Genomic DNA, 22,902 nt, shown 5'->3' with positions numbered 1-22,902 from the left:
TGGTCAGTGTTTTTGGTGGCCGTTGCCGCCGTGCTTGTTCTTGGGCTTGTCATGGCCCTGACCCGGGTTGTTGCCACTGTGAATGCTGCGGTTGTAATGGTCGCGGTATTTTCCATCCATGTTGTCGCAGTTGAGCTGGATGCGGCTGGTCCGGGTGCTGACATCCAGGCAGTTGTGTTGCCACCACTCGTACTCCTTGTCGTCCCAATCCAGGCTTACCCGGCCCCGGTCGGTGGAGATCCGGATGTCGTCATCGTGTTTGGAAGGGTGGGCAGCAAAGGCCATTCCCTGAACCAGAAGCAGGGAGAGCAGCAGTGCGCCGCAGGAAGTCATGGTCATGTGGGTCATCGTATCAAGGCTCCTGTCAGGGGGATCATTGATCCGGTTGCGTGCTGATCTGGTTGGTGCTGGGGGGCTGGTTGCGCTGCGTCTCGTCCTCCAGATTGAGGTTGGTCCTCTTGCAGTCGGCGGCGGCCGCGTCACCGCTCCCGAGATCGAAGCAGTTGCTCTGGGACCAGTCAAACTGCGTGTCATTCCAGTCCAGATTGAAGGTCAGCGCATCCACGGAGAAGGTCTGGCTCCCATCGTCCTGTGCCAGGGCGCTACCGGTGATCAGAAAAAGAGAGAGTAACAAAGCCGTCGTTCTGTTCATGATGTCCTCGAGTCGTGTTCGGTGGAAATGAGTGTAATGCGGCGGGCTTAACCCGAGCATAACCGCAGATGTCCTTCAGGTACGGGGTCGATTGTAGTGTTTTTCTGCTGTCGATTTGCACGTTTTGGTCGCACTCTGGGCAGCTGATCGTCCATGGGCGGGAATTCGGGGATTTGCCCTTCTCTCCGGGGGAGTGGCGACTATAATCGGCAGCCAACTTTTCCTTCAGATGTTTCCCGCTTCATCATGACTACACAGGCTTGCGCCGCATTGCGCTACCCCAAGGGATGGTTCGCCCTCACGACTGTCTACAGTTTTACCGGGCTGGCCATTCTGGCTTCCATCGTCTTCTCCCTGCTGCTGTTTCTCTCCATCGACGAAAACCCCCTGATGAAGTGGCTGTTCGGCGGGCTGGCCATCATCTTCGAGCTGGGCAAGTTCTACGTCTGGTACGAGTATGGCGAGTGCAAGGCGAGGCGGGATCTGGGCGGCGCCTTCTGGTCGCTGCTGTTCTACAGCGTGCTGGCCGCCATCTCCATCGGGGGCAGTATCGGCGGCATCAACAGCGCCACCAACACCATCCTGAGCCAGCAGGCGCGTCACGAGCGGGAGATAGCCCGTTTCGACGAGCAGATAGCCAGCATAGAGCGGCAGATCCAGCTCAACGAAGAGGCGGCCCGCAAATACATCGAGATGGCGCGTATCTCGAGCGGCGTCAGCGGTCTGCAGCAGGCCAACACCAAGCTCAGGCTGCGTCAGGACGAGCTGCGCCAGGAGCGTGATGCCAAGCCGCTGGGGGAGCAGTCCTCCATGCTGGGGCTGATGAGCAGTCTGGCGGACGGGGTGGGCATGAGCATCGGCCAGGTGCAGTTCCTGCTGGTCTGCTTCCTGTCTATCCTGCTCGATGCATTTGGTGCCTTTTTCGTCAGCCTGATCGGTGAGGAGAACCGCTTCCGCCGTCAATGGATGTGGCAACGGGAGAAGGCGCAAGCCGAGGCCCGGGTCGCAGTGCCGACCCCGGAGCCGCCAGCCATCAGCAGACCCATGCCCGAGCCAGCCGTGGTCGCCCAGGTGCGCGGCGCGCTGGAGAGCGGCGAGCTCAAATGCAGCAAACGCAAGGTGGCAGAGGCATTGTCACTGTCTCTGGAGGAGGTGGACCGGGTGTTCCAGCATCTGCTGGCGCAGGGCGTGCTGGGGCAGGGCAGCAATCGTCACTACCATCTTCGTGCCGAGCAGGGGTGATCCGGCTCAGTCGAACCAGATAAGACCCTCATAGGGTTGCTGTCTGAGAGAGGCGAGGCGGCTATCCAGGTTGCCTGCATGGATTTCCAGTCGGTGCCCGTCGGGATCCAGCAGATAGAGTGAATCCCCTTCGCTGCTGTTCTTCTTCCACTCCACGACGCCCGCCGCGCGCAGACGGGCGCAGAAGGCTGGAAACTGTTCAGGCGAGATGCCAAACGCGACATGGCTGTAATCTCTGGCCGGTTGGGGAGGATCGCAGGAGAGACAGAGCCAGAGATCGCCGAGGGTGAGATAGGCTCCCCGTGCCCATCTCACCCTGGGGCGACATCCCAGCAAGTCGACATAAAAGGCAACGCTGCTCTCGAGATCGCCGGTTGCCAGCGTGAGATGGTTCAGTCCATGCAGCATCTTCTCTTCTTCCCCCTTGTCCCCGAACCCTAGTGAGTGAGCACCATCATCAGGCTGAGGAAGGCGGCAAGCCCGCCGCCGATGCCGATGATCCAGTAAAAGCCCTTGGCCCCCTGTTTGAGCGGAATACGGAAGTAGAGCAGAAACGCCCACCACCCCAGGGCCAGCAACAGAGGAATAAGAAACATTCGAGCCATGGTGTCCTCGCTGTTATTCTGTTGACCCTTGATCAATCAACAGGATGGATTGTGCAATGACGCAGCTACAGATTACCGCATTCGGCGACCCCTCGGTACTCAGGCTCAACCCTTCCCTGGACAAGGTGCCCGCGGAGGGAGAGGTCCGGGTGCGCATCTGCTTTGCGGGGGTCAACCCCATCGATGCCAAGACCCGGACCGGTCTCGGCTGGGCGGCCGCCCAGAACAAGGACAACCTGCCCTGGACGCCGGGTTATGACGTCTCCGGCGTGGTGGAAAAGGTGGGGCCCGGCGTGACCTCCCTGGCCGAGGGGGATCAGGTGTGCGGCATGGTGGGTTTCCCCCTCGCCGCCGGTGCATATGCCGAATCCGTGGTGGCCCGCGAGGAGGAGCTGGTCAAGCTCGATGGGGTGAGCCTCAGGCAGGGAGCGGCCCTGCCGCTGGCGGGTCTCACCGCCTGGCAGGGGCTGCTGGAGCACGGTGGCCTGCAGTCGGGGCAACGGGTACTGATCCTGGCCGGTGCCGGTGGCGTCGGCCACCTGGCGGTGCAGTTTGCCGCCGCCTATGGTGCCCACGTGGTTGCCACGGCAAGCGGCGACAATCACAGCTTCCTTCATAGTCTCGGGGCGAGCCGGATGGTGGATTACCACCAGGCCGGGTGGTGCACCGAAGCGATCACCGATGGTCCGTTCGATCTGGTGCTGGATCTGGTGGGGGGCGAGAGCGGCAAGGCGGCGCTGGCCTGCGTCAAGCCGGGCGGCCGTCTGGTGACGGTCCCCACCATCACGGCCCAGCAGATCAAGGACGCGGGGGCCGAGCTCGGCGTCGAGGTTGTCGGCATGCTGGTCCATCCCGATCGAACGCAGCTGACCCAGATGCTGACGCTGCTTCGCCAGGGGGAGGTGAAGATCACTGTCTCCGGTGAATACACGCTGGCAGAAGGGGCGCTGGCCCATCAGGCCATCGAGCAGGGCCATGTGCGCGGCAAGCTGTTGCTGCGCATGTCCGCCGCAGACGGCCAGCCCGGATGATAGACTTCACCGGGATGGGGCTGGGAGGGTTGTTTCTGAGCGCCTTCACCTCCGCCACCCTGTTGCCCGGCAGCTCGGAAGTGCTGCTGGGCGCCATGGCGGCCAAGGGGGAGTGGAGCATGACCAGCCTGCTTTTCTGGGCGACGCTGGGCAATACCCTGGGTTCCATGACCACCTGGTGGCTCGGCTGGCTCGCCACCCACAAGAAAAAACCGGAAGATTTTCAAGGCCGTGGGGAACAAAAAGCCCTTGGTTGGCTCAAACGTCATGGCCACTGGTGTCTACTGCTTGCCTGGACGCCTGTGGTCGGCGATGGTCTCTGTCTGCTGGCTGGTTGGCTGCGCCTCTCCTTCTGGCGCTCCCTCATCTTGATCGGGCTCGGCAAATTGCTTCGTTATGCCCTGGTGTTTCTGCTGGCCAGTCAGATCTTCTAGCCCTTTTGTCACTCACGAGGTACCCGTGAACAAACTCATTCCATTAAGCATGCTGCTGGGCTTCTCCCTTCCCGTGCTGGCGGCCCCGACCCTGGTGTCCGAGCAGGTCAAACAAGAGGGCAAGCTCGGCATTCCCTACCAGATGTACAAGCTGGACAACGGTTTGACCGTGATCCTGGCCCCCGACCACTCCGATCCCCTGGTGCATCTGGATGTCACCTATCACGTCGGCTCCTCCCGGGAAACCGTGGGCAAGTCGGGCTTTGCCCACTTCTTCGAGCACATGATGTTCCAGGGCTCCAAGCACGTTGGTGATCAGGAACACATGCGGATCATCAACGAGGCGGGCGGTGACATGAACGGCACCACCAACAAGGATCGTACCAACTACTACGAAACCGTGCCGGCCAACCAGCTGGAGAAGGTGCTCTGGCTGGAGGCGGATCGCATGGGCTTCCTGCTCGATGCGGTGAGCCAGAAGAAGTTCGAGATCCAGCGTGCCACCGTCAAGAACGAACGGGCCCAGCGCATCGACAACCAGCCTTATGGCCTGGTGGGCGAGCGGGTGGGGGAGGCACTCTATCCGCGTACCCACCCCTACTCCTGGCAACCCATCGGTTATGTGGAGGATCTCGACCGGGTCGACGTCAACGACCTCAAGCAGTTCTTCCTGCGCTGGTATGGTCCCAACAACGCGACCCTGACCCTGGGCGGCGACTTTGATACCAAGCAGGCGCTGGCCTGGATTGAGCAGTACTTCGGTTCCATCCCGCGCGGTCCGGACGTGGCCGAACCGACGCCTCAGCCTGCCACCCTGCCGGCAACCCGCTACGTGACGCTGGAAGACAAGGTGCATCTGCCGCTCCTGTATATCAGCTACCCGACCGTCTCCCTGGGTGACCCGCAGGAGCCGGCGCTGGACATCTTTGCCGATGTGCTGGGGGGCTCTGCCAGCTCCATGCTCTACCAGTCCCTGGTGAAAACCGGCAAGGCCATCGAGGCGGGTGCCTCCCACTCCTGCGAAGAGCTGGCCTGTACCCTGACGGTCTATGCCTACCCCAATCCGGCGGCGGATGGCAGCCTCAAGACCCTCAAGGGCGAGGTGGACAAGGTGATCGGCGAGTTCGCCCAGCGCGGCATCAAGCCTGCGGATCTGGAGAAGGCCATCAGCAGCTATCGCGCGTCCGCCATCTGGGGACTCGACAGCATCGAGGGCAAGGTCAGCCAGCTTGCCATGGGGCAGGTGCTGGCCCGGGATCCCGACTATGTGTTCAAGAATCTGGATGCCATCGCCCGGGTCAAGGGGTCTGACGTCAAGGCTGCCTACGACAAGTTCATCCAGAACAAGCCTGCCGTGGTGCTGAGCGTGGTGCCCAAGGGCAAGAGCGACTGGCAGGCCGCAACCCCGAACTTCACTCCCGCCAAGCGGGAGCTGCCGGATTACAGCAAGCATGACAAGGTGCTGGCCGAGCGGCCGGTGAAAGATGACTTCGATCGCAGCGTGCAGCCCAAGGCGGCCGATGCGGTGAGTGTCAAGGTGCCCGCCATCTGGCGTGGCAAGCTCGACAAGGGGATCGAGATCATCGGCACCCACAGCGACGAGATCCCGGCCGTCTCCATCATGATCGCCCTGCCGGGTGGCATCCGGGCCGAAGGCAAGGGAGAGCTGGGGCTGGCCAGCCTCACCGCCGCCATGCTGGAGCAGGGGACGACGCGCCTCTCCGAGGCCGAGCTGAGCGACGAGCTGCAAAAACTCGGCGCCAGCATCAGCGTCTCCAGCGCCCAGTACAACAACCTCATCACCATCAGCAGTCTGGCGGACAAGCTGCCCGAAACCCTGGCGCTGGTGCGGGAAGTGCTGCTGCAACCCGGCCTGCGGGAAGCGGACTTCGAGCGGCTCAAGACCCAGATGCTGCAAGGCATGAAACAGAGCGAGCAGCAACCCGAGTGGCTGGCGGGTCAGGCGTTCCGCGAACTGGTCTATGGCAAGCAGAACCGCCTCGGCCAACCCTCTGACGGGGTGCTGGCGGACGTGGAGAAGCTGACCCTGGCGGATGTGAAGCGCTTCTATGAGGCCTATTACAATCCGGCCAATGCCAAGGTGGTGGTGACAGGTGATGTGACCGCCCAGCAGGTGGAATCCGGTCTCGCTTTCCTGACCCAGTGGCAGGGGGCCGCCCCGACCCTGGGGGATCTCAAGCCCGGGGGAGAGCAGGCCAAGCCAGGCATCTATCTGGTGGACAAGCCGGGGGCCCCCCAGTCGGTGATCCGTATCGGCCGTCGCGCCATGCCGTTTGACACCACGGGAGACTATTTCATCGCCAACCTGATGAACTTCAACCTGGGTGGCAACTTCAACAGCCGCATCAACCTCAACCTGCGGGAAGACAAGGGCTACACCTATGGTGCCAGCTCGGGCTTCCAGGCCAACCGCGAGGCGGGTGTCTTCGCGACCGGCGCCAATGTGCGCACCGATGCGACCGTGGATGCCATCCGCCAGTTCCTCAAGGAGATGGACGGCTACCGCAAGAGCGGGCCGACCCCGGTGGAGCTGGCCTACATGCGCAGCGCCGTCTCCCAGCAGGATGCGCTCTCCTACGAGACCCTGGGGCAGAAGGCTGGCTTCCTGCTGCAGATGATCATGTACGACCTGAAGCCGGACTATGTGCAGGCCCAGAACAACCTGATCAAAACAGTGTCACCCGAGACGCTGAAGGCCAGTGCAGCCCGCTGGCTGGATCCGGCCGAGATGGTGATTGTGGTGGTGGGAGACAAGCAAAAGCTTGAAAAACCCCTGAGCGAGCTTCATCTTCCCATCTATCCACTGCAACTGCCCTGAGGGGCGTCGCAACAATAAGTGCCGCCCCGGGTGGGGCGGCCACACATGAGCCGTGAATATGACTACTACTAGCTTGTCGCTCACCGAGTTGCTGGCTGCGCTGGGCACCCCGGAACGGGTGACCGCCCTCAAGGGGATCCGGCGCGGGATCGAGCGCGAATGTCTGCGCATCACCCCCGAAGGGACCCTGGCCCAGACCGATCACCCCAGAAGCCTGGGGTCGGCCCTGACCCATGCCAACATCACCACCGATTACTCCGAGAGCCTGCTGGAGTTCATCACGCCGGCCACCGACTCCATCGAGAGCCTGATCGAGCAGCTCGGCGACATTCACCGCCACACCATTCATCATCTGGGAGAGGAGCGGATCTGGCCCCTCTCCATGCCCTGCTTCGTCGGTGACGAGGAGAGCATCCGCCTGGCCCAGTACGGCAGCTCCAACATCGGGCGGATGAAGACCCTCTATCGCCAGGGTCTGAAGAACCGCTACGGCAGCCTGATGCAGGTGATCGCCGGGGTGCACTTCAACTTCTCCATGCCGGACAGCTTCTGGTGCGAGTGGCAGGATCTGGTGGGAGAGGGCTGCTGCAGCCAGCGCTTCATCTCCGACAAGTACATGGGGCTTATTCGCAACGTCTACCGCTTCGGCTGGCTGGTGCCCTATCTGTTCGGCGCGTCTCCGGCCATCTGCGACTCCTTCCTCAAGGGGCGCAAGAGCAGCCTGCCGTTCCAGAAGACTGGCAAGGGCACCCTTTACCTGCCCTATGCCACGGCTCTGCGCCTGTCCGATCTCGGTTACACCAACAGCGCCCAGGCGGGGCTCAAGATCAGTCATGACAGCCTGCCCGCCTATGTGAGCAGCCTGCGCCGGGCCATCAATACCCATGATCCCGACTTCGCCAAGATAGGGGTCAAGGTGAACGGCGAGTACCGCCAGCTCAACGACAACGTGCTGCAGCTGGAGAACGAGCTCTACGCGCCGATCCGCCCCAAGCGTACTCCCCGCAGCGGCGAGAAGCCCTCGGATGCGCTGGAGCAGCGCGGTATCGAATACATCGAGCTGCGCACGGTGGACGTTAATCCTTTCACCCCGTTCGGTATCGAGGTGGATCAGATCCGCTTCTTCGATCTCTTCCTGGTCTGGTGCCTGTTGCGCCCGTCCCCCGTGCTATCGGATGACGAGGTTGCCCGCAACCGCCGCAACCAGAACAAGGTAGTGCTGGAGGGGCGTCGCCCCGGCCTGACGCTTGAAGATGAGCAGGGCAATGCCATCGGCCTCAAGGAGTACGGCCTCAAGCTGTTCGACGAGCTGGCCGAGGTCGCAGCGCTGCTGGATCGCTGCTGCGGTCGCAACCGCTATCGCGAGACGCTGGCGATGCACCGTGAGAAGTTGCTCGACCCCGAGCAGACCTACTCCGCCCGCCTGCTCAAGCAGTTGCTTTCAAGCGGTCAGGACAACGGCTGCTTCGGCGATGCGCTGGCGAGCCGCTATCGGGAAGAGATGCTGGCCGGCGAGCTGCAATACTGGGACGAGGCCTACTTTGCCGGCGAGGCACGGGACTCCCTGGCCAAGCAGCGGGAGCGGGAACGCAGTGACAGTCTGTCGTTCGACGACTTCCTGGCTGACTATTTCGGTACCCGCCAGACCACGGTCTGAGGATGCCGCCAGGATGACGAAAGCCGCTCCCGGGAGCGGCTTTTTCATGGGAGCCCGGCGGTGGCCTGGCATAAAAAAACGGCCCGTTCGGGCCGTTTTGCATGGGGTGGTTCACCGGTCAGAGGATGAGACCACCGAAGAAGAAGCCGAGCGCCACAGCCATGGCGATGGTGGCCACACCCGGGATGAAGAAGGGGTGGTTGAACACGGCCTTGCCGATGCGGGTGGATCCAGTGTCGTCCATCTCGACCGCGGCCAGCAGGGTCGGGTAGGTCGGCAGCACGAACAGTGCGCTCACGGCGGCGAAGGAGGCGATGGCCGCCAGCGGGCTGACACCCAGTGCCAGGGCGGCAGGCATCAGGGCCTTGGTGGTGGCACCTTGCGAGTAGAGCAGCATGGAGGAGAAGAACAGCACCACGGCCAGCAGCCAGCTGTATTGGCTCAGCAGATCGCCGGCGAACGCCTGGATCTCGACCATGTTGCCCTTCACGAAGACGTTGCCCAGCCAGGCTACGCCCAGCACGCAGATACAGGCGGACATACCGGACTTGAAGGTCGGCATGTTGGTGATCTGGGCCGCGTCCAGTTTGCAGAACAGTACCATCAGGGTAGCGGCGGAGAGCATGATGCCCATGATGGCGCCATCGCGGGGGATCGGCGGGCTGCTGATGAGGCCGACGTTGCCGGAGATGGCGGTGGCATAGGCCATCACGGCCACGATGGAAGCGACGAAGATGCCGACGGAGAGCTTGGCATAAGGCTTGATCTCAACCTGGCTGGTACCGCGCAGCTTGATGAGTCCCTTGGCTTTGCGCTCCAGATAGACTTCGTCCTGATCCAGCGGCTTGCCCAGCAGGTTGGCGATGAAGGCCCCCAGCAGACAGGCGATGAAGCTGGACGGGATGCAGATGGCCAGCAGGGTCAGGTAGTCGACGCCAAGCGGCTCCAGCATGCCGGAGAAAGCGACCACGGCTGCCGAGATGGGGGAGGCGGTGATGGCAATCTGGGAGGCAACGACCGCGATGGAGAGCGGACGAGAGGGGCGAATGCCCTGCTCCTTGGCCACTTCGGCGATCACCGGCAGGGTGGAGAAGGCGGTGTGACCGGTACCGGCCAGCATGGTCATCAGGTAGGTGACGACCGGCGCGGCGAAGGTGATGTGCTTGGGATTCTTGCGCAGGGCTTTTTCTGCCAGGTGCACCAGATAATCCATCCCGCCGGCCAGCTGCATACAGGCGATGGCGCAGATGACGGACGCGATGATCATGATCACGTCCCACGGGAGATAGGTCACCAGCTGATCGCTCGGGATGGGCATGCCCAGCCCCCAGGTCAGCACCAGTACCCCCAGACCACCGGCAAAGCCGATACCTATGCTGCCTATCCGGGCCCCCAGATAGATAGCGGCGAGCACCACAAGTAACTCGATTCCAATCATAGCGAACACTCCATTTTCCAGTTTTTTTAGGTTTTATTAGGCTGAAAAGCCAATTCCCGATGGGGCTGTGGGGAGACCGCTCGGGAATTGACTTTAAATGGGCCGGGATCACCCCGGCCCATCTGCTCGCTTATACGGTGGCTTCGCGGGTGTAACGCTTGGCTTTGTATTGCGGGTTCATCAGGTTCTCGATGGAGAGGATCTCGTCCAGCTGTTCGGCGGTCAGCAGGCCGCGTTCCAGCACGACTTCGCGGACGTTCTTGCCGGTTTGGGCACAGATCTTGCCGACGATGTCGCCTTCATGGTGACCGATGAAGGGGTTCAGGTAGGTCACGATGCCGATGGAGTTCAGCACGTGGTTCATGCAGATGTCCGGGTTGGCGGTGATGCCTTCCACGCACTTCTCGCGCAGGGAGATGCAGGCTTTTTCCATCAGGCTCAGGGATTCGAACATGGCCTGACCAATCACCGGCTCCATGACGTTCAGCTGCAGCTGACCGGCCTCGGCGGCGAAGGTGATGGTGACGTCGTTGCCGAATACCTTGAAGCAGGACTGGTTGACCACTTCCGGAATGACCGGGTTGACCTTGGCGGGCATGATGGAGGAGCCAGCCTGCATTTCCGGCAGGTTGATCTCTTTGAGCGCGGTGCGCGGGCCGGAGGAGAGCAGACGCAGGTCATTACAGATCTTGGAGAGCTTCATGGCCAGACGCTTGACCGCACCGTGCAGCATCACATAGGCGCCGCAGTCGGAGGTCGCTTCGATGAGGTCCTCTGCCGGCACGTAGGCACGACCGGTGATCTCGGCCAGACGCTTGATGGCAAGACCGGAGTACTCGGGCGGGGTGTTCAGACCGGTACCGATGGCGGTGGCGCCCAGGTTCACTTCCAGCAGCAGCTCCTGGCAACGCTTGATGGATTTGATCTCTTCACGCAGGGTGACGGCGAAGGCGTGGAACTCCTGACCCAGGGTCATGGGCACGGCGTCCTGCAACTGGGTACGGCCCATTTTCAGGATATGTTTGAATTCCTTGGCTTTGACATCGAAGGCCGCGATGAGGGCTTCCAGAGCGTGCAGGGTGGTGTCGGTGCTGTTGACCACGGCCACGCGGAAACCGGTGGGGTAGGCATCGTTGGTGGACTGGCACTTGTTGACGTGATCGTTGGGGTTGATGACGTCGTAGCGACCCTTTTCAAGTCCCATCAGCTCGAGGGCGATGTTGGCCAGCACTTCGTTGGTGTTCATGTTGACGGAGGTACCGGCGCCGCCCTGATAGACATCGACCGGGAACTGGTCGAAGCACTTGCCGGTGTTCAGCATCAGGTCGCAGGCTTCGACAATCTTGTCTGCGATCTCGGGACGGATGGTGCCCAGCTCACCGTTGGCCAGTGCAGCTGCCTTCTTGGTCAGGACCATGCCACGAACAAACTCGGGAACGTCAGAAATCTTCTGAGTGCTGATCTTGAAGTTTTCAACAGCGCGCAGGGTGTGCACGCCGTAGTAGAGGTCGTTGGAAACTTCTTTGGTGCCCAGCAGGTCTTCTTCAATGCGGACGTTCTTGATGTCGCTCATTGTTATGCCTCAGAAATCAAATAAATGGAAACGATCCTCACCGAGTGGTCGCGATTTCCCTACGCACATTTCATCCTGAAGCACCACACATCGGGTGGGGCAGTTGGGAGCCAGTTGCTCCCTGTGCAATGACTGGTGTTGATGTTACCCCAATTGAGGTATCCGGTATTAGACCTGGATCACTAAATTTGAGGCAACCTCAAATTTCTTGTGGTCATTAAACAGATATTGCAATCGGGCGATTAACTTTGACAGAACAACCACCTCAATCCCAGTTGGGCGGACAAATATTTATCCGTATTCCGGGGCCTGCGGCAGGAGAGGCTTGAAAAATGATCAACCAGCCCCATTTTAATGTCAGAAGACCTGAACCCGGCGCGCCAGCATCCGCGATGTGCGGCTGCCGACCGGACACCCCGGGTCCATTCATTCATCGCTCCGAGGTTGCTATGGGCAAGTTGTTACTGTTGTTGGTCGGGCTGGTATTGCTGGAGCTCACCGTCATGATCAAGGTGGGCTCCGTGATCGGGGCCTTGCCGACCGTTGGCTTGCTGGTGCTGACCGCCGTGCTGGGATCGTCGCTGGTGCGCAGCGAGGGGATCAAGACCCTGCTCACTGCCCAGCAGAAGATGCAGCTGGGGGAGATGCCCGGCCGCGAGGTGATGGGTGGCATGATGCTGGCGCTGGCGGGCTTGCTGCTGATTATCCCGGGATTTGTGAGCGATATTGTCGGCATCCTGCTGCTGCAGCCCTGGCTGCGCAACATGCTGGCCGACAAGCTGATTGGCAGCAATCAGTTCAGGATGCAGATGGGGGGCTTCCAGGCTCGCCAGCAGCCGTTCGAGCCGGGTCCCGGCGATGACAGGCCCGGACAATCCCCGCGAGCGGGTGGCAACACCATCGAAGGGGAGTTCGAACGCAAAGAGTAATCGCGAGCCTCGGGCTGTGCCGTCAGGATCTCCCCTGATGGCACAGCCGCTCGAATCTGTGGCGGGCATACCCCCATGCCAGCAATCCGGCGGCCAGGTTCGCCAGCAGCATCCCCAGATAGATCCCCTGTTCTCCCCCCAGTTTTGCCCCCAGCCAGGCCCCTGGCAGCAAGAAGCCAAACAGTCTGATGCCGTTTATCAGCAGTGACACCGTCGATGCCCTGACGCCGTTGAGGGCCGATGCCAGCAGCATCACCATGCCCTGAAAGCCGTAGCCGATGGGGACCAGATGCAGATAGAGCACGATGAGTCGCACCACTTGCGGATGATCGCTGAACAGATCGGCGATGAAGGGTGCGAGAAGCCAGATCAGCGCGTAGACCCCAAGCTGGAACAGCAGGGCGAAGCGCATGCAGAGCAGCAGGGCGGCCTTGGCTCGGGCCGGATTCCCGGCGCCGCAGTTCTGCGAGATGAAGGGGGCCAGCACGGAAGAGAGCGCCATCATCACGATGAGCAGCAAGGCCTCGACCCGGGATGCCGCGCCGTAGGCGGCGACCACCTCGGTTCCGAGCCCGGCGAAAATGATCATCAACACGGCGTTGGCCAGTGGGTTGAGCATGTTGGTAAACGATGCGGGCACCGCCACATGGAGCAGGGCGCGCCAGTGGGCCAGCAACTGCGGGCGCGGGGAGAGGCGCCAGCGCAGCAGGCCCTCGCGGTGGCGCAATATATAGAGGCTGACCAGCATGGCCATCAGCCAGGAGAGGGAAGTGGCGATGGCGGCTCCCCGAATGCCCCACTCGGGGAAGGGGCCCGGCCCGAAGATGAGCAGAGGATCCAGCACGCCGTTGACCAGACCGGCGACCCCCATCACCAGACTGGGGGTTTTGGTATCCCCCGTGGTCCGGATGGCCGCATTGCCGACCATGGGCACGACCAGCATGGGGACGGTCAGATACCAGATGAGCATGTAGTCGTGGATGAGGGAGATGAGCTCGGGGCTGGCCCCCAGCAGGGTGAACAGGGGGGTAATGGTCAATGCCCCCAGCCCGGCGAGCAGACTCACCAGGATGACGGCGAGGAGCAGACAGTCTGTGGTGATGCGGGCTGCCTCGTCATGGCGACCCTGCCCCAGGGCATGACCGAGCAGGGCGCACAGGCCCGCCCCCAGCCCCATGGTCAGGGAGGTGACGACAAAGGTGACCGGGAAGGTGAAGCTGATGGCGGCCAGCGCCTGGGTACCCAGCATGCCGATGAAGTAGGTATCGACTAGGTTGAAGGCCAGGATGGCGATGATGCCCAGGATCATGGGACCCGTCATGCGCAGCAGCATGGGCGTCATGGGAGCGGTCAGCATGGGATTGGATCGGCTCAAGGCAGAGTCTCTAGGTGCTTTGGGCCTGAATGCTGGCCGTCTCCATCCGCCTTCCTGATTGGGGATGGGTGATCCATCGAAGGTGTTCATAGTACGTGAAAATATTTTTTTTGTATTTGCCCTTGAAGGGCTAGCCCTGTTGCCCCAGATCAGGGGCATGACAAATTTGGCCGATTGCGGCCATTCCTCAAGCAACACAGAGACTCATTTTGGGAGAGTTATCGATGAAAATTCGTCCACTGCACGACCGCGTCATCATCAAGCGCATCGAAGCTGAAGCCAAATCCGCTGGCGGCATCGTCTTGACTGGCACTGCGGCCCAGAAGTCCACCCGTGGTGAAGTTCTTGCCGTGGGGACTGGTCGAATTCTGGACAATGGGGATGTCAAAGCACTGGCCGTCAAGGTGGGTGACAAGGTGATCTTCAACGAAGGCTACGGCGTGAAGACCGAAAAGCTGGATGGCCAGGACGTACTGATCCTGTCCGAGACCGACATCCTGGCGATTGTCGAAGAGTAATCACCCTCCCTCTTTTCCCGAATTGATTTAAGGATTGAAGAACATGGCAGCTAAAGAAGTTAAGTTTGGCAACGAAGCTCGCATCAAAATGCTGGAAGGCGTCAACATCCTGGCCGATGCCGTCAAGGTGACCCTGGGCCCGAAAGGCCGCAACGTGGTGCTGGACAAGTCCTTCGGCGCCCCTACCATCACCAAGGATGGCGTCTCCGTTGCCCGTGAAATCGAACTGGAAGACAAGTTCCAGAACATGGGTGCCCAGATGGTCAAGGAAGTCGCTTCCAAGGCCAATGACGCCGCCGGTGACGGTACCACCACTGCCACCGTACTGGCTCAAGCCATCGTCAACGAAGGCCTGAAGGCCGTTGCCGCCGGCATGAATCCCATGGATCTGAAGCGTGGTATCGACAAGGCCGTTGTGGCAGCCGTTGCCGAGCTGCAAGCACTGTCCACTCCCTGTGCCGACAACAATGCCATCGCCCAGGTAGGCACCATCTCCGCCAACTCCGACGAGAAGGTCGGCAAGCTGATTGCCGAAGCCATGGACAAGGTCGGCCGTGACGGCGTCATCACCGTGGAAGACGGTCAGGGCCTGGACGACGAGCTGGCGGTGGTAGAAGGCATGCAGTTCGACCGCGGCTACCTCTCCCCTTACTTCGTGAACAAGCCGGAAACCGGCTCCGTCGAACTGGATGACCCCTTCATCCTGCTGGTGGACAAGAAAGTCTCCAACATCCGCGAAATGCTGCCGGTGCTGGAAGGTGTGGCCAAGGCGGGCAAACCGCTGATCATCGTGGCCGAAGACGTGGAAGGCGAAGCACTGGCGACCCTGGTGGTCAACACCATGCGTGGCATCGTGAAAGTGGCCGCCGTCAAGGCGCCGGGCTTCGGTGATCGCCGCAAGGCCATGCTGCAGGATATCGCCATCCTGACCGGTGGTACCGTGATCTCCGAAGAAGTGGGCATGGAGCTGGAAAAAGCGACCCTGGAAGATCTGGGCCGTGCCAAGCGCATCGTCATCACCAAAGAGAACACCACCATCATCGATGGCGTGGGCGATGCTGCCCTGATCGAAAGCCGCGTGGCCCAGATCCGTCAGCAGATCGAAGAGACCTCTTCCGATTACGACCGTGAGAAGCTGCAAGAGCGCGTGGCCAAGCTGGCCGGCGGTGTTGCCGTGATCAAGGTGGGTGCTGCCACTGAAGTTGAAATGAAAGAGAAGAAAGCCCGTGTTGACGATGCCCTGCACGCCACTCGCGCAGCCGTGGAAGAAGGCGTGGTTGCCGGTGGTGGTGTAGCGCTGGTGCGCGTTGCTGCCAAGCTGGCCTCCCTGCGTGGTGACAACGAAGACCAGAACGTCGGCATCAAGGTTGCCCTGCGCGCCATGGAAGCCCCGCTGCGTCAAATCGTCATCAACGCCGGCGAAGAAGCCTCCGTTATCGCCAATGCCGTGAAGAACGGTGAAGGCAACTACGGTTACAACGCCTACACCGAACAGTACGGAGACATGCTGGCCATGGGTATCCTGGATCCGACCAAGGTAACCCGTTCTGCCCTGCAGTTCGCCTCGTCCGTCGCCGGCCTGATGATCACCACAGAGTGCATGATCTCCGAGCTGCCGAAGAAAGATGCACCTGCCATGCCTGATATGGGTGGCATGGGCGGTATGGGTATGATGTAATCCCGTCAAGTCATCAAACGGCTCGCTTTTGCGGGCCGTTTTTTTTAGTGCTACTAAGCTGAAGTTGTTGATAGTGAAATGATCTGAGGTGAACATGCGATACTTAGGGCTTCTCCCGTTACTCCTTTCCCTGGCCTTGCCGGGCATGGCGCAGGCGACACCACAAGGGCCGGTCATTCTCAAGGTGACGGGGAATCTGGACCCTGCCGATCCGGCAGATGGAGAGGTGCTGTTCGATATGGCCATGATCCAGGCACTGCCGCAGCATGAGGTGGTGACGAGCAATCCCTGGGTGGACAAACCGCACAAGTACGTGGGGCCGAAACTGGCGGACGTGCTGACTGAGGTGAAGGCCAACGGCAAGAGCATCACGCTCACCGCCCTGAACAGTTTCCAGATCCGGATCAACTGGGATAAGGTCAAGCAATACGATCCTATCCTGGCCTGGCAGGATGACGGGATGACCATGCGGGTACGTGACAAGGGGCCGCTCTGGTTTATCCTGCCACTGGATCAGCATCCCGAACTCAGGCGTTCCGAGTTCACCGACATGATGATCTGGCAACTGAGTGCGATCGACATTCAGCAGTAAAAACGGTGGTTTACGGGAGTACTGGGTGAAAGCGAAGACCAGGGCCTGGCCCTTACTCGGCGTTCTTTATCTATCCATTCTGTTGTTCACGGGTAGCACCCTCTATTGCCTGGTGCAGATACAAAATGCGACCCGGGTGATGGAGAAGTACACCTATGACGTCTCTTGGGCATTGATGCAGTTGCAGCTCGAGCTGGGCCGCTTTCTCAATGCCGTCGAGATTTACCACTATGGTGGCATAGACCAGGAAGCTCTGCTGCTCCGCTATGACATTCTCTGGAGTCGTACCCCCATCCTCCTGAGCGGCCAACTGAGAAAAAGCCTCGCGGACAATCCGAAGACGCTGCGGCTGGTGAAACTGACCGAAAGCAGCATTCGCAAGCTGGAGCCTGATTTGGTCAAGCTCAAACCGGGGACGCCGGATTACCAGCAAGTCATGATGACACTTGCGCCCTTGCAGGAACCCCTCTCTTACTCTCTTGCTTCCGTCATGCAGAACAATATCAACGTCTATACGGGCAACGACGCGCGTTTTGGCCAGTTGCGCAATGCCCTGCTGTTCATGGTGTCGGGGCTGGTGGTGTCCGTCATTCTGCTCAGCGGCCTGCTGGTGCGAGAAGCCAGGCGCCATTTCAGGACCGCTAGGATCGATCCCCTCACCGGGCTCGCCAACCGGCTGGCGCTGCTGGAAAAGATGGATGCCTATGTCACCCGTGACACCTCCTTCGGACTGGTGCTGGTCGACATCAACGACTTTCGTGATATCAACAGCAAGTTTGGCTACAACACAGGGGACCTCCTGCTGCAGGAGGTGGCAAAGCGGCTGCGCGCCCTGTGCGAAAACGGGGAGTGGGTGGCGCGTTTGGGGGGAGATCAGCTTGCCATGCTGCAACGGGAGGGGAGCGATCTTCGTCAGGTCAGGGAGCTCGTGGCCAGAGTGCTCCACTCCATCAAGCAAGACATCATCATCGACAACTACCCTTTCCGGCTTGAGGTCGGTATTGGTATCGCCTTCTTCCCGACCGACAGCAACCAGACCCAGGAGTTGCTCAGCCGGGCGGAGCAGGCCCTCTCTCACAGCCGCAAGACCCATGTTCCCTATGTCATCTATGACAGTTCCCTGCTCAACGAGACGGCCAGGCGCAAGCATCTTGCGTCTGACATGGTGATGGCGCTGGAGCACAATGCGCTCGAGCTCTATTACCAGCCCATCGTCAATCTGGAAAGTGGCCGCTGTGAAGCCGTGGAGGCGCTGCTGCGCTGGCGCCATCCCGAGCTTGGCTTTATTCCCCCCAACGAGGTGATCCAGGTGGCGGAAGAGTTCCAGCTGGCCGAGAAACTGGGTGGCTGGGTATTGAATACCGCATGTGAACAACTGCATCAGTGGCAGCACCTGGGTTTGGTGGACTTGCAGATGTGCGTGAATATCTCCCCGGGCATGTACCAGCGCAACCTGTTGAAGCTGGTGGCCAGAGCGCTGATGGAGCACCATATCCCTGCGTCCAGCCTGGTGCTGGAGGTGACGGAAGACACCACCATGCGCGAGGTCAAGAACTCGCTGCAGTTGATGCAGGATCTCAGCCAGCAGGGGGTACATCTGGCCCTTGACGACTTCGGCACCGGCTACTCCTCCCTCAGCTACCTGCAGAAGCTGCCGGTGAGCAAGGTGAAGATAGACAGGTCCTTCATCCAGGGTATCGACACCTCCATTGAGGCGGCCGAACTGGTCGCCAACATCTGCCGTATGGGCTCCATGCTTGGCAAGAAACTGGTATGTGAAGGGATCGAGACCCAGGGGCAGCTCGATGTGCTGCGCTCATTGACCGACATACATCTGTATGGGCAGGGATATCTGTTCAGTCGCCCGGAGCATGCTGAAAAGGCCTATCAGACATTGCTGGAGATGGAAGAGCGCTGGTTGGCCCGGCGCTCGCCGGACAAGGCATATCTGCGTTGAACGATATGGCTCATGTCTCACCGGTCCCGGCCGATAGTCTCTTGGCAGGAGGTACACAATGGATATTTCTAGTTCTGCAAATGCGTCGTTCGGTTCTGCACTGATGGTGGCCAGCCTGGCCAAAAAGCAGCAGACCCAGGAAGGCGAATCCGCACTGAAACTGCTGGAAACAGCAGCGCAATCCGCTCCGGCAGCGCCGACATCGGCCAGCGCTTCCCTCGGAAGCAAGATCGATATCCGCGTCTGAGCGATAAAAAAGCCCCCATCTCTCGATGGGGGCTTTCTTTTTATTGGGCTGTTACCTGTCAGGCTCAGACCGGGAAAGGGGCCGGTGCCTCGAAGGTCATCCGCTCGCCGCTGCGGGGGTGGCTGATGGTCAGGCTGGCAGCATGAAGATAAAGGTGCGGTGCAGCCGCCAGCGCATCCGGGTTGGCGTAGAGGTTGTCGCCGAGGATGGGGTGACCCAGCTCCAGCATGTGTACCCGCAACTGATGGGAGCGACCGGTAATCGGGGTCAGCTTGATCAGGCTGTTGCCGTTCTCCACCTTCAGTTTTTGCCACAGGGTCAGGGCATGACGCCCCTCCTCAAAATCCACCTTCTGCTTCGGCCGGTTGGGCCAGTCGACGCAGAGCGGCAGATCCACTTCACCCGCATCCAGCGCCGGTTCACCCCACACCCAGGCGAGGTAGTGCTTCTCGGTCTCCCGCTCTCGGAATTGCCGGCTCAGCTCCCGGTGGGAGTTGGGGGTGAGCGGGATCACCAGCACGCCGGTGGTCGCCATGTCGAGGCGATGGGCAGCCGCCGCCTTGGGGTGCTGCTGCTTGACCCGATGGAGCACGCTGTCTTCATTCTCGGGGCCGCGCCCGGGGACGCTCAGCAGGCCAGTGGGCTTGTTGACCACCATGATGTCCTTGTCCTTGAACAGGATATCGAGCCAGGGTTCCAGGGGCGGGGAGTATACAAACATAGCGTCTCGCATCTTGAGTCAAAGCGGGGGGCAAGCCCCCATCAGTTATGGGTAACCACGATAAAAAGTGCATGGCATCCAGCCTGAGTTGGGTCTGGTCGTTAGCAACCAGATGATGCCTGCACCGTTTTATCAGTTATGGGTAACCACAATAAAGCGGATGGCATCCAGCTTGAGTTGGGTCTGGTCGATCAGGTGGTGCAATTCTGCCTGCAGATTGCGCAGATAATCCAGTTCGCTGTCGCGCACATTCGGGTTGACCGCCTTGAGTGCCTCCAGCCTGTCCAGATCCTGTTGCAGGGTCTGCGCCATCTGGGCACGGGCCTTGTCGACAATCCCGGCTTTCAGTTCGTTGGCAATGACCTCGCCCTTGCCAATCAGTCCGTGGATCACCGGCTGGGATGCGGTAACCAGCTTGCTGCCAAGGTGGCGGTTGACCGGTGTCAGCTGGCGGTTGAAGGCATCAAACGCCACTTTCTCGCCCAGATTCTGGCCGTTCTTGTCCATCAGCAGACGGATCGGCGTCGGCGGCATGAAACGGTAGAGCTGGGGATGAGCCGCGGACTCGGCAACGAAGATCAGCTCAAGCAAGATGGAGCCGACCGGCAGCGCCTTGTTCTTGAGCAGTGCCACCGAGGTGGCACCGATCTCGGAACCCAGGATCAGGTCGATACCGCCGCGCATCATGGGGTGATCCCAGGAGAGCAGCGCCATGTCATCCCGCGACAGGGCGGTGTTGCGATCGAAGGTGATGGTCATGCCGTCTTGCGGCAGGCCCGGGAAGCTCGGCACCAGCATGTGATCCCCGGGAGTCAGCACCAGCGCATTTTCACCACGATCATCCTGGTTGACGCCGATCTCGTCGAACATCTTGAGGGCGAAGGAGATCATGCCGGTGTCGTCATCTTCGGCGGCGAGCTTCTCGACCAGCTGCTGGGCGGTGGTGCCACCGCTGGAGTGGATTTCCAGCAGGCGATCGCGACCCTGTTCCAGCCGGGCCTTGAGTGGCTCGTGCAGTTCGCGGGTCTTGACCAGCAGGGCGTCGAGGGGGCCCTGCTCGCCGGTGTTGGCAGCCAGCAGCTCGAACAGCTCGTCACGTACCGCTTCGAACACCGGGCGGGCGGTCGGGCAGGTCTGCTCGAATGCATCCAGACCATCGTGATACCAGAGCTGTAGGGCGCGCTGGGCAGTCCCTTCCAGATAGGGGACGTGGATCTCGACGGTATTCTGCTGACCGATACGGTCCAGTCGGCCGATACGCTGTTCCAGCAGATCCGGGTTGAGTGGCAGATCGAACAGCACCAGATGGCTGGCAAACTGGAAGTTGCGACCTTCTGAGCCGATCTCGGAGCAGAGCAGCACCTGAGCTCCCCCCTCAGCTTGAGCGAAATAGGCGGAGGCCTTGTCCCGCTCGAGGATCGACATCCCTTCGTGGAATACGGCGCCACGGATCCCTTCACGGGTGCGCAGCGCCTCCTCCAGCGCGATGGCGGTGGCTGCTTCGGAGCAGATCACCAGCACCTTCTGCTGACGGGCTGAGAGCAGCAGTTCCAGCAACCATTCGACGCGCGGGTCGAACTGGGTCCAGGTAGCGTTGTCGCCTTCGAACTGCTGGAAGATCTTCTCGGGATAGAGGTAGCGCAGGGCACGGGTCTGCAGATCGCCGCCATTGCCACCCATCATGCCCATCACCTTGATGGCGGTCTTGTACTGCTCCGGCAGCGGCATGGGGTAGACGTTGAGGTGGCGCTCCGGGAAGCCCTGAATATTGGCGCGGCTGTTACGGAACAGCACCCGGCCGGTGCCATGCTGATCCAGCAGCTTGGCAACTGCCTGCTGACGGGCGGCCGCATCAGTGAGATCCAGCCCATCCAACTGGCTGGCGAGGATCTGCCTGGCTTCATCGCTCAGGGTCTTGCCATCCAGCAGTTCCTGGGCTGCGCTCGCGACCTGACCATAGGCCTGCTCCTCGGCGAGGAAGGCGTCGTAGTCGTAGAAACGCTCCGGGTCGAGCAGGCGTAGACGGGCGAAGTGGCTCTGGTGGCCCAGCTGATCCGGGGTCGCGGTCAGCAGCAGTACACCTGGTACCTGTTCGGCCAGCGCTTCCACCATTTCGTAGGCGCGGCTCGGTGCCTCCTCACTCCATTCCAGATGGTGCGCTTCGTCGACAACCAGCAGATCCCACTCGGCTTCCAGCACTTGTTCGAAGCGACGACGCTTCTTGCGCAGGAAGTCGAGGCTGCAGATCACCAGCTGTTCGGTCTCGAAGGGGTTCTCTGCATCGGCGAACGCCTCGATGCAGCGCTCCTCGTCAAACAGGGAGAAGTGCAGGTTGAAGCGGCGCAACATCTCGACCAGCCACTGGTGCTGGAGCGTTTCGGGCAGCAGGATCAGCACCCGATGGGCGCGGCCGGAGAGCAACTGCTGGTGAATGATCATGCCTGCTTCGATGGTCTTGCCCAGACCCACCTCGTCCGCCAGCAATACGCGCGGGGCGTAGCGGTGACCCACTTCATGGGCGATGTAGAGCTGGTGCGGGATCAGACTGACTTTCCCGCCAGCCAGGCCGCGAGTCGGGTTGCGGCGACGCTGGTGCTGGTTGACCAGCGCTTCGTAGCGCAGGGTAAAGCGGGACATCCGGTCAATCTGGCCGGCGAACAGGCGATCCTGCGGCTTGTTGAACTTGATGAAGTTGTTGAGAAACACTTCCTTGAGGGCAACCGGCTCACCATTGTCGGTGCGGACACCTACATATATAAGCAGGCCATCTTTCTCCTGCACTTCGTCGACCGTCATGGTCCAGTCTTCGTGGCTGGCTATCTGATCGCCCACATTGAAGCTGACCCGGGTGACCGGTGCCTCTTCTTTGGCATACATGCGGTTTTCACCGGTAGCCGGAAACAACAGGGTAACCATGCGTCCTTCAACAGCAACGACAGTCCCCAAACCCAGATCCGTCTCTGTATCACTAATCCAACGCTGGCCAAGTGCAAAAGGCATTAAACTCTCCAAAACCCAAGAGTGTGAGAATCGCAAAGGGGCGCTATGTTACCCGAAGGCGGAAAGCCGATCATCATGGTTGTGCTGCAAGGGAAAGCCAAACTGATACAAGCTTGATCTGTCAACCTGCCGGCCTCAATACAGCATCCGGAATACCAATCTGCAGACCCTTTTCGTGCATTAATTCATCACCGCGGTCGCTTTGTAATCGGTTGAAGGATGAAAGCCATCTTTTTGCAATTATCTCCTTGCCAGAACGAATTCGCTCCCTATAATGCGCCTCCATCGACAGGGCAAGCGGCAACGCAGAAAGCCAAGTCGGTAATCTCGAAAAGCTTTTGAAAATAAGGCTTGACTCGAGAAGGCGGTTGAGTAGAATGCCACTCCCGCAGCAGCCAAAAGCTGCGTCGCTCT

At 60.6% G+C, this 22,902-nt stretch carries 21 protein-coding genes; 11 read left to right on the top strand and 10 right to left on the bottom strand.

Annotation, left to right across the window (positions count from 1 at the left end; translation table 11 throughout):
- Positions 1 to 3 precede the first annotated feature (3 nt).
- Positions 4 to 348: a hypothetical protein gene (locus tag PG887_RS14490; protein WP_104455250.1), complete on the bottom strand. Its 345-nt coding sequence runs from the start codon at positions 346 to 348 to the stop codon at positions 4 to 6.
- A gap of 25 nt (positions 349 to 373) precedes the next feature.
- Positions 374 to 652 (bottom strand): hypothetical protein, encoded by a 279-nt coding sequence (locus PG887_RS14485; RefSeq protein ID WP_052814585.1) that lies wholly within the window; start codon positions 650 to 652, stop codon positions 374 to 376.
- A gap of 246 nt (positions 653 to 898) precedes the next feature.
- On the opposite strand from PG887_RS14485, the gene PG887_RS14480 reads away from it, so the two are divergent.
- Positions 899 to 1,894 (top strand): hypothetical protein, encoded by a 996-nt coding sequence (locus PG887_RS14480; protein WP_049636447.1) that lies wholly within the window; start codon positions 899 to 901, stop codon positions 1,892 to 1,894.
- 6 nt (positions 1,895 to 1,900) lie between these two features.
- On the opposite strand, the gene fos is transcribed toward PG887_RS14480, so the two are convergent.
- Both fos and PG887_RS14470 read right to left on the bottom strand, forming a co-directional pair.
- Positions 1,901 to 2,302 (bottom strand): fosfomycin resistance glutathione transferase, encoded by a 402-nt coding sequence (fos, locus tag PG887_RS14475; RefSeq protein WP_270822040.1) that lies wholly within the window; start codon positions 2,300 to 2,302, stop codon positions 1,901 to 1,903.
- A 29-nt stretch (positions 2,303 to 2,331) separates the two neighbouring features.
- On the bottom strand, positions 2,332 to 2,499 hold the full coding sequence (locus PG887_RS14470; RefSeq protein ID WP_005308905.1) for a hypothetical protein: 168 nt from the start codon (positions 2,497 to 2,499) through the stop codon (positions 2,332 to 2,334).
- A gap of 56 nt (positions 2,500 to 2,555) precedes the next feature.
- Between PG887_RS14470 and PG887_RS14465 the strand changes: the two genes are divergently transcribed.
- The 4 genes from PG887_RS14465 to gshA are packed head-to-tail and all read left to right on the top strand — an operon-like array spanning position 2,556 to position 8,460.
- A complete protein-coding gene (locus PG887_RS14465) occupies positions 2,556 to 3,530 on the top strand; it encodes an NADP-dependent oxidoreductase (protein WP_270822039.1) in 975 nt (324 codons plus the stop codon).
- The gene (locus tag PG887_RS14460; RefSeq protein WP_103858664.1) at positions 3,527 to 3,964 is read left to right on the top strand and encodes a YqaA family protein; all 438 of its coding nucleotides are present in this window, start codon (positions 3,527 to 3,529) and stop codon (positions 3,962 to 3,964) included. Before PG887_RS14465 ends, PG887_RS14460 begins: the two co-directional genes overlap by 4 nt.
- A gap of 25 nt (positions 3,965 to 3,989) precedes the next feature.
- Complete coding sequence (locus PG887_RS14455; protein WP_270822038.1) at positions 3,990 to 6,803, top strand: M16 family metallopeptidase; 2,814 nt, start codon at positions 3,990 to 3,992, stop codon at positions 6,801 to 6,803.
- Between the two features lie 58 nt (positions 6,804 to 6,861).
- Positions 6,862 to 8,460, top strand: a complete 1,599-nt coding sequence (gene gshA / locus PG887_RS14450; RefSeq protein WP_039040008.1) for a glutamate--cysteine ligase — start codon at positions 6,862 to 6,864, stop codon at positions 8,458 to 8,460.
- Between the two features lie 118 nt (positions 8,461 to 8,578).
- Here gshA and PG887_RS14445 read toward each other — a convergent pair whose 3' ends face one another.
- On the bottom strand, positions 8,579 to 9,898 hold the full coding sequence (locus PG887_RS14445) for an anaerobic C4-dicarboxylate transporter (RefSeq protein ID WP_041210978.1): 1,320 nt from the start codon (positions 9,896 to 9,898) through the stop codon (positions 8,579 to 8,581).
- Positions 9,899 to 10,028: 130 nt separating this feature from the next.
- Complete coding sequence (aspA, locus tag PG887_RS14440) at positions 10,029 to 11,471, bottom strand: aspartate ammonia-lyase (RefSeq protein WP_010673133.1); 1,443 nt, start codon at positions 11,469 to 11,471, stop codon at positions 10,029 to 10,031.
- A gap of 449 nt (positions 11,472 to 11,920) precedes the next feature.
- On the opposite strand from aspA, the gene PG887_RS14435 reads away from it, so the two are divergent.
- Positions 11,921 to 12,400, top strand: a complete 480-nt coding sequence (locus PG887_RS14435; RefSeq protein ID WP_045523285.1) for an FxsA family protein — start codon at positions 11,921 to 11,923, stop codon at positions 12,398 to 12,400.
- A gap of 22 nt (positions 12,401 to 12,422) precedes the next feature.
- Here PG887_RS14435 and PG887_RS14430 read toward each other — a convergent pair whose 3' ends face one another.
- Positions 12,423 to 13,757: an MATE family efflux transporter gene (locus PG887_RS14430; protein WP_270822044.1), complete on the bottom strand. Its 1,335-nt coding sequence runs from the start codon at positions 13,755 to 13,757 to the stop codon at positions 12,423 to 12,425.
- Positions 13,758 to 13,999: 242 nt separating this feature from the next.
- On the opposite strand from PG887_RS14430, the gene PG887_RS14425 reads away from it, so the two are divergent.
- From PG887_RS14425 to PG887_RS14405, 5 genes are all read left to right on the top strand, one after another.
- Positions 14,000 to 14,293, top strand: a complete 294-nt coding sequence (locus tag PG887_RS14425; protein ID WP_005309514.1) for a co-chaperone GroES — start codon at positions 14,000 to 14,002, stop codon at positions 14,291 to 14,293.
- 43 nt (positions 14,294 to 14,336) lie between these two features.
- Complete coding sequence (gene groL / locus PG887_RS14420) at positions 14,337 to 15,971, top strand: chaperonin GroEL (RefSeq protein ID WP_010673136.1); 1,635 nt, start codon at positions 14,337 to 14,339, stop codon at positions 15,969 to 15,971.
- 94 nt (positions 15,972 to 16,065) lie between these two features.
- Entirely contained in the window at positions 16,066 to 16,563 is a 498-nt protein-coding gene (locus PG887_RS14415) for a molybdopterin-binding oxidoreductase (RefSeq protein WP_029313815.1), read from the top strand.
- Positions 16,564 to 16,588: 25 nt separating this feature from the next.
- On the top strand, positions 16,589 to 18,520 hold the full coding sequence (locus tag PG887_RS14410; protein WP_039040011.1) for a putative bifunctional diguanylate cyclase/phosphodiesterase: 1,932 nt from the start codon (positions 16,589 to 16,591) through the stop codon (positions 18,518 to 18,520).
- A gap of 58 nt (positions 18,521 to 18,578) precedes the next feature.
- Positions 18,579 to 18,767, top strand: coding sequence for a hypothetical protein (locus tag PG887_RS14405; protein WP_010673139.1), 189 nt, complete (start codon positions 18,579 to 18,581; stop codon positions 18,765 to 18,767).
- A gap of 64 nt (positions 18,768 to 18,831) precedes the next feature.
- Here PG887_RS14405 and rluA read toward each other — a convergent pair whose 3' ends face one another.
- From rluA to PG887_RS14390, 3 genes are all read right to left on the bottom strand, one after another.
- Positions 18,832 to 19,488 carry a bifunctional tRNA pseudouridine(32) synthase/23S rRNA pseudouridine(746) synthase RluA gene (gene rluA, locus PG887_RS14400; protein ID WP_041214498.1) on the bottom strand — a complete coding sequence of 219 codons (657 nt, stop codon included), beginning with the start codon at positions 19,486 to 19,488 and terminating at the stop codon, positions 18,832 to 18,834.
- Between the two features lie 132 nt (positions 19,489 to 19,620).
- Positions 19,621 to 22,488 carry an RNA polymerase-associated protein RapA gene (gene rapA, locus PG887_RS14395; protein ID WP_270822037.1) on the bottom strand — a complete coding sequence of 956 codons (2,868 nt, stop codon included), beginning with the start codon at positions 22,486 to 22,488 and terminating at the stop codon, positions 19,621 to 19,623.
- A 121-nt stretch (positions 22,489 to 22,609) separates the two neighbouring features.
- Positions 22,610 to 22,902 (bottom strand): hypothetical protein (locus tag PG887_RS14390; protein ID WP_270822036.1); only part of this gene is annotated, 293 nt, incomplete at its 5' end.

The sequence above is a fragment of the Aeromonas sp. QDB14 genome (assembly GCF_027707845.1).
GTDB classification, from domain to species: Bacteria; Pseudomonadota; Gammaproteobacteria; order Enterobacterales; family Aeromonadaceae; genus Aeromonas; species Aeromonas caviae.
This window is presented reverse-complemented; position numbering and strand designations above follow the sequence as displayed.

Coding starts and splice junctions, on each gene's coding strand:
- PG887_RS14485 (WP_052814585.1), bottom strand. CDS start 652: ATGAACAGAACGACGGCTTTGTTACTCTCTCTTTTTCTGATCACCGGT.
- groL (WP_010673136.1), top strand. CDS start 14,337: ATGGCAGCTAAAGAAGTTAAGTTTGGCAACGAAGCTCGCATCAAAATG.
- fos (WP_270822040.1), bottom strand. CDS start 2,302: ATGCTGCATGGACTGAACCATCTCACGCTGGCAACCGGCGATCTCGAG.
- PG887_RS14465 (WP_270822039.1), top strand. CDS start 2,556: ATGACGCAGCTACAGATTACCGCATTCGGCGACCCCTCGGTACTCAGG.
- PG887_RS14480 (WP_049636447.1), top strand. CDS start 899: ATGACTACACAGGCTTGCGCCGCATTGCGCTACCCCAAGGGATGGTTC.
- PG887_RS14490 (WP_104455250.1), bottom strand. CDS start 348: ATGACCCACATGACCATGACTTCCTGCGGCGCACTGCTGCTCTCCCTG.
- rluA (WP_041214498.1), bottom strand. CDS start 19,488: ATGTTTGTATACTCCCCGCCCCTGGAACCCTGGCTCGATATCCTGTTC.
- rapA (WP_270822037.1), bottom strand. CDS start 22,488: ATGCCTTTTGCACTTGGCCAGCGTTGGATTAGTGATACAGAGACGGAT.
- aspA (WP_010673133.1), bottom strand. CDS start 11,471: ATGAGCGACATCAAGAACGTCCGCATTGAAGAAGACCTGCTGGGCACC.
- PG887_RS14445 (WP_041210978.1), bottom strand. CDS start 9,898: ATGATTGGAATCGAGTTACTTGTGGTGCTCGCCGCTATCTATCTGGGG.
- PG887_RS14460 (WP_103858664.1), top strand. CDS start 3,527: ATGATAGACTTCACCGGGATGGGGCTGGGAGGGTTGTTTCTGAGCGCC.
- gshA (WP_039040008.1), top strand. CDS start 6,862: ATGACTACTACTAGCTTGTCGCTCACCGAGTTGCTGGCTGCGCTGGGC.
- PG887_RS14415 (WP_029313815.1), top strand. CDS start 16,066: ATGCGATACTTAGGGCTTCTCCCGTTACTCCTTTCCCTGGCCTTGCCG.
- PG887_RS14435 (WP_045523285.1), top strand. CDS start 11,921: ATGGGCAAGTTGTTACTGTTGTTGGTCGGGCTGGTATTGCTGGAGCTC.
- PG887_RS14425 (WP_005309514.1), top strand. CDS start 14,000: ATGAAAATTCGTCCACTGCACGACCGCGTCATCATCAAGCGCATCGAA.
- PG887_RS14470 (WP_005308905.1), bottom strand. CDS start 2,499: ATGGCTCGAATGTTTCTTATTCCTCTGTTGCTGGCCCTGGGGTGGTGG.
- PG887_RS14430 (WP_270822044.1), bottom strand. CDS start 13,757: ATGCTGACCGCTCCCATGACGCCCATGCTGCTGCGCATGACGGGTCCC.
- PG887_RS14405 (WP_010673139.1), top strand. CDS start 18,579: ATGGATATTTCTAGTTCTGCAAATGCGTCGTTCGGTTCTGCACTGATG.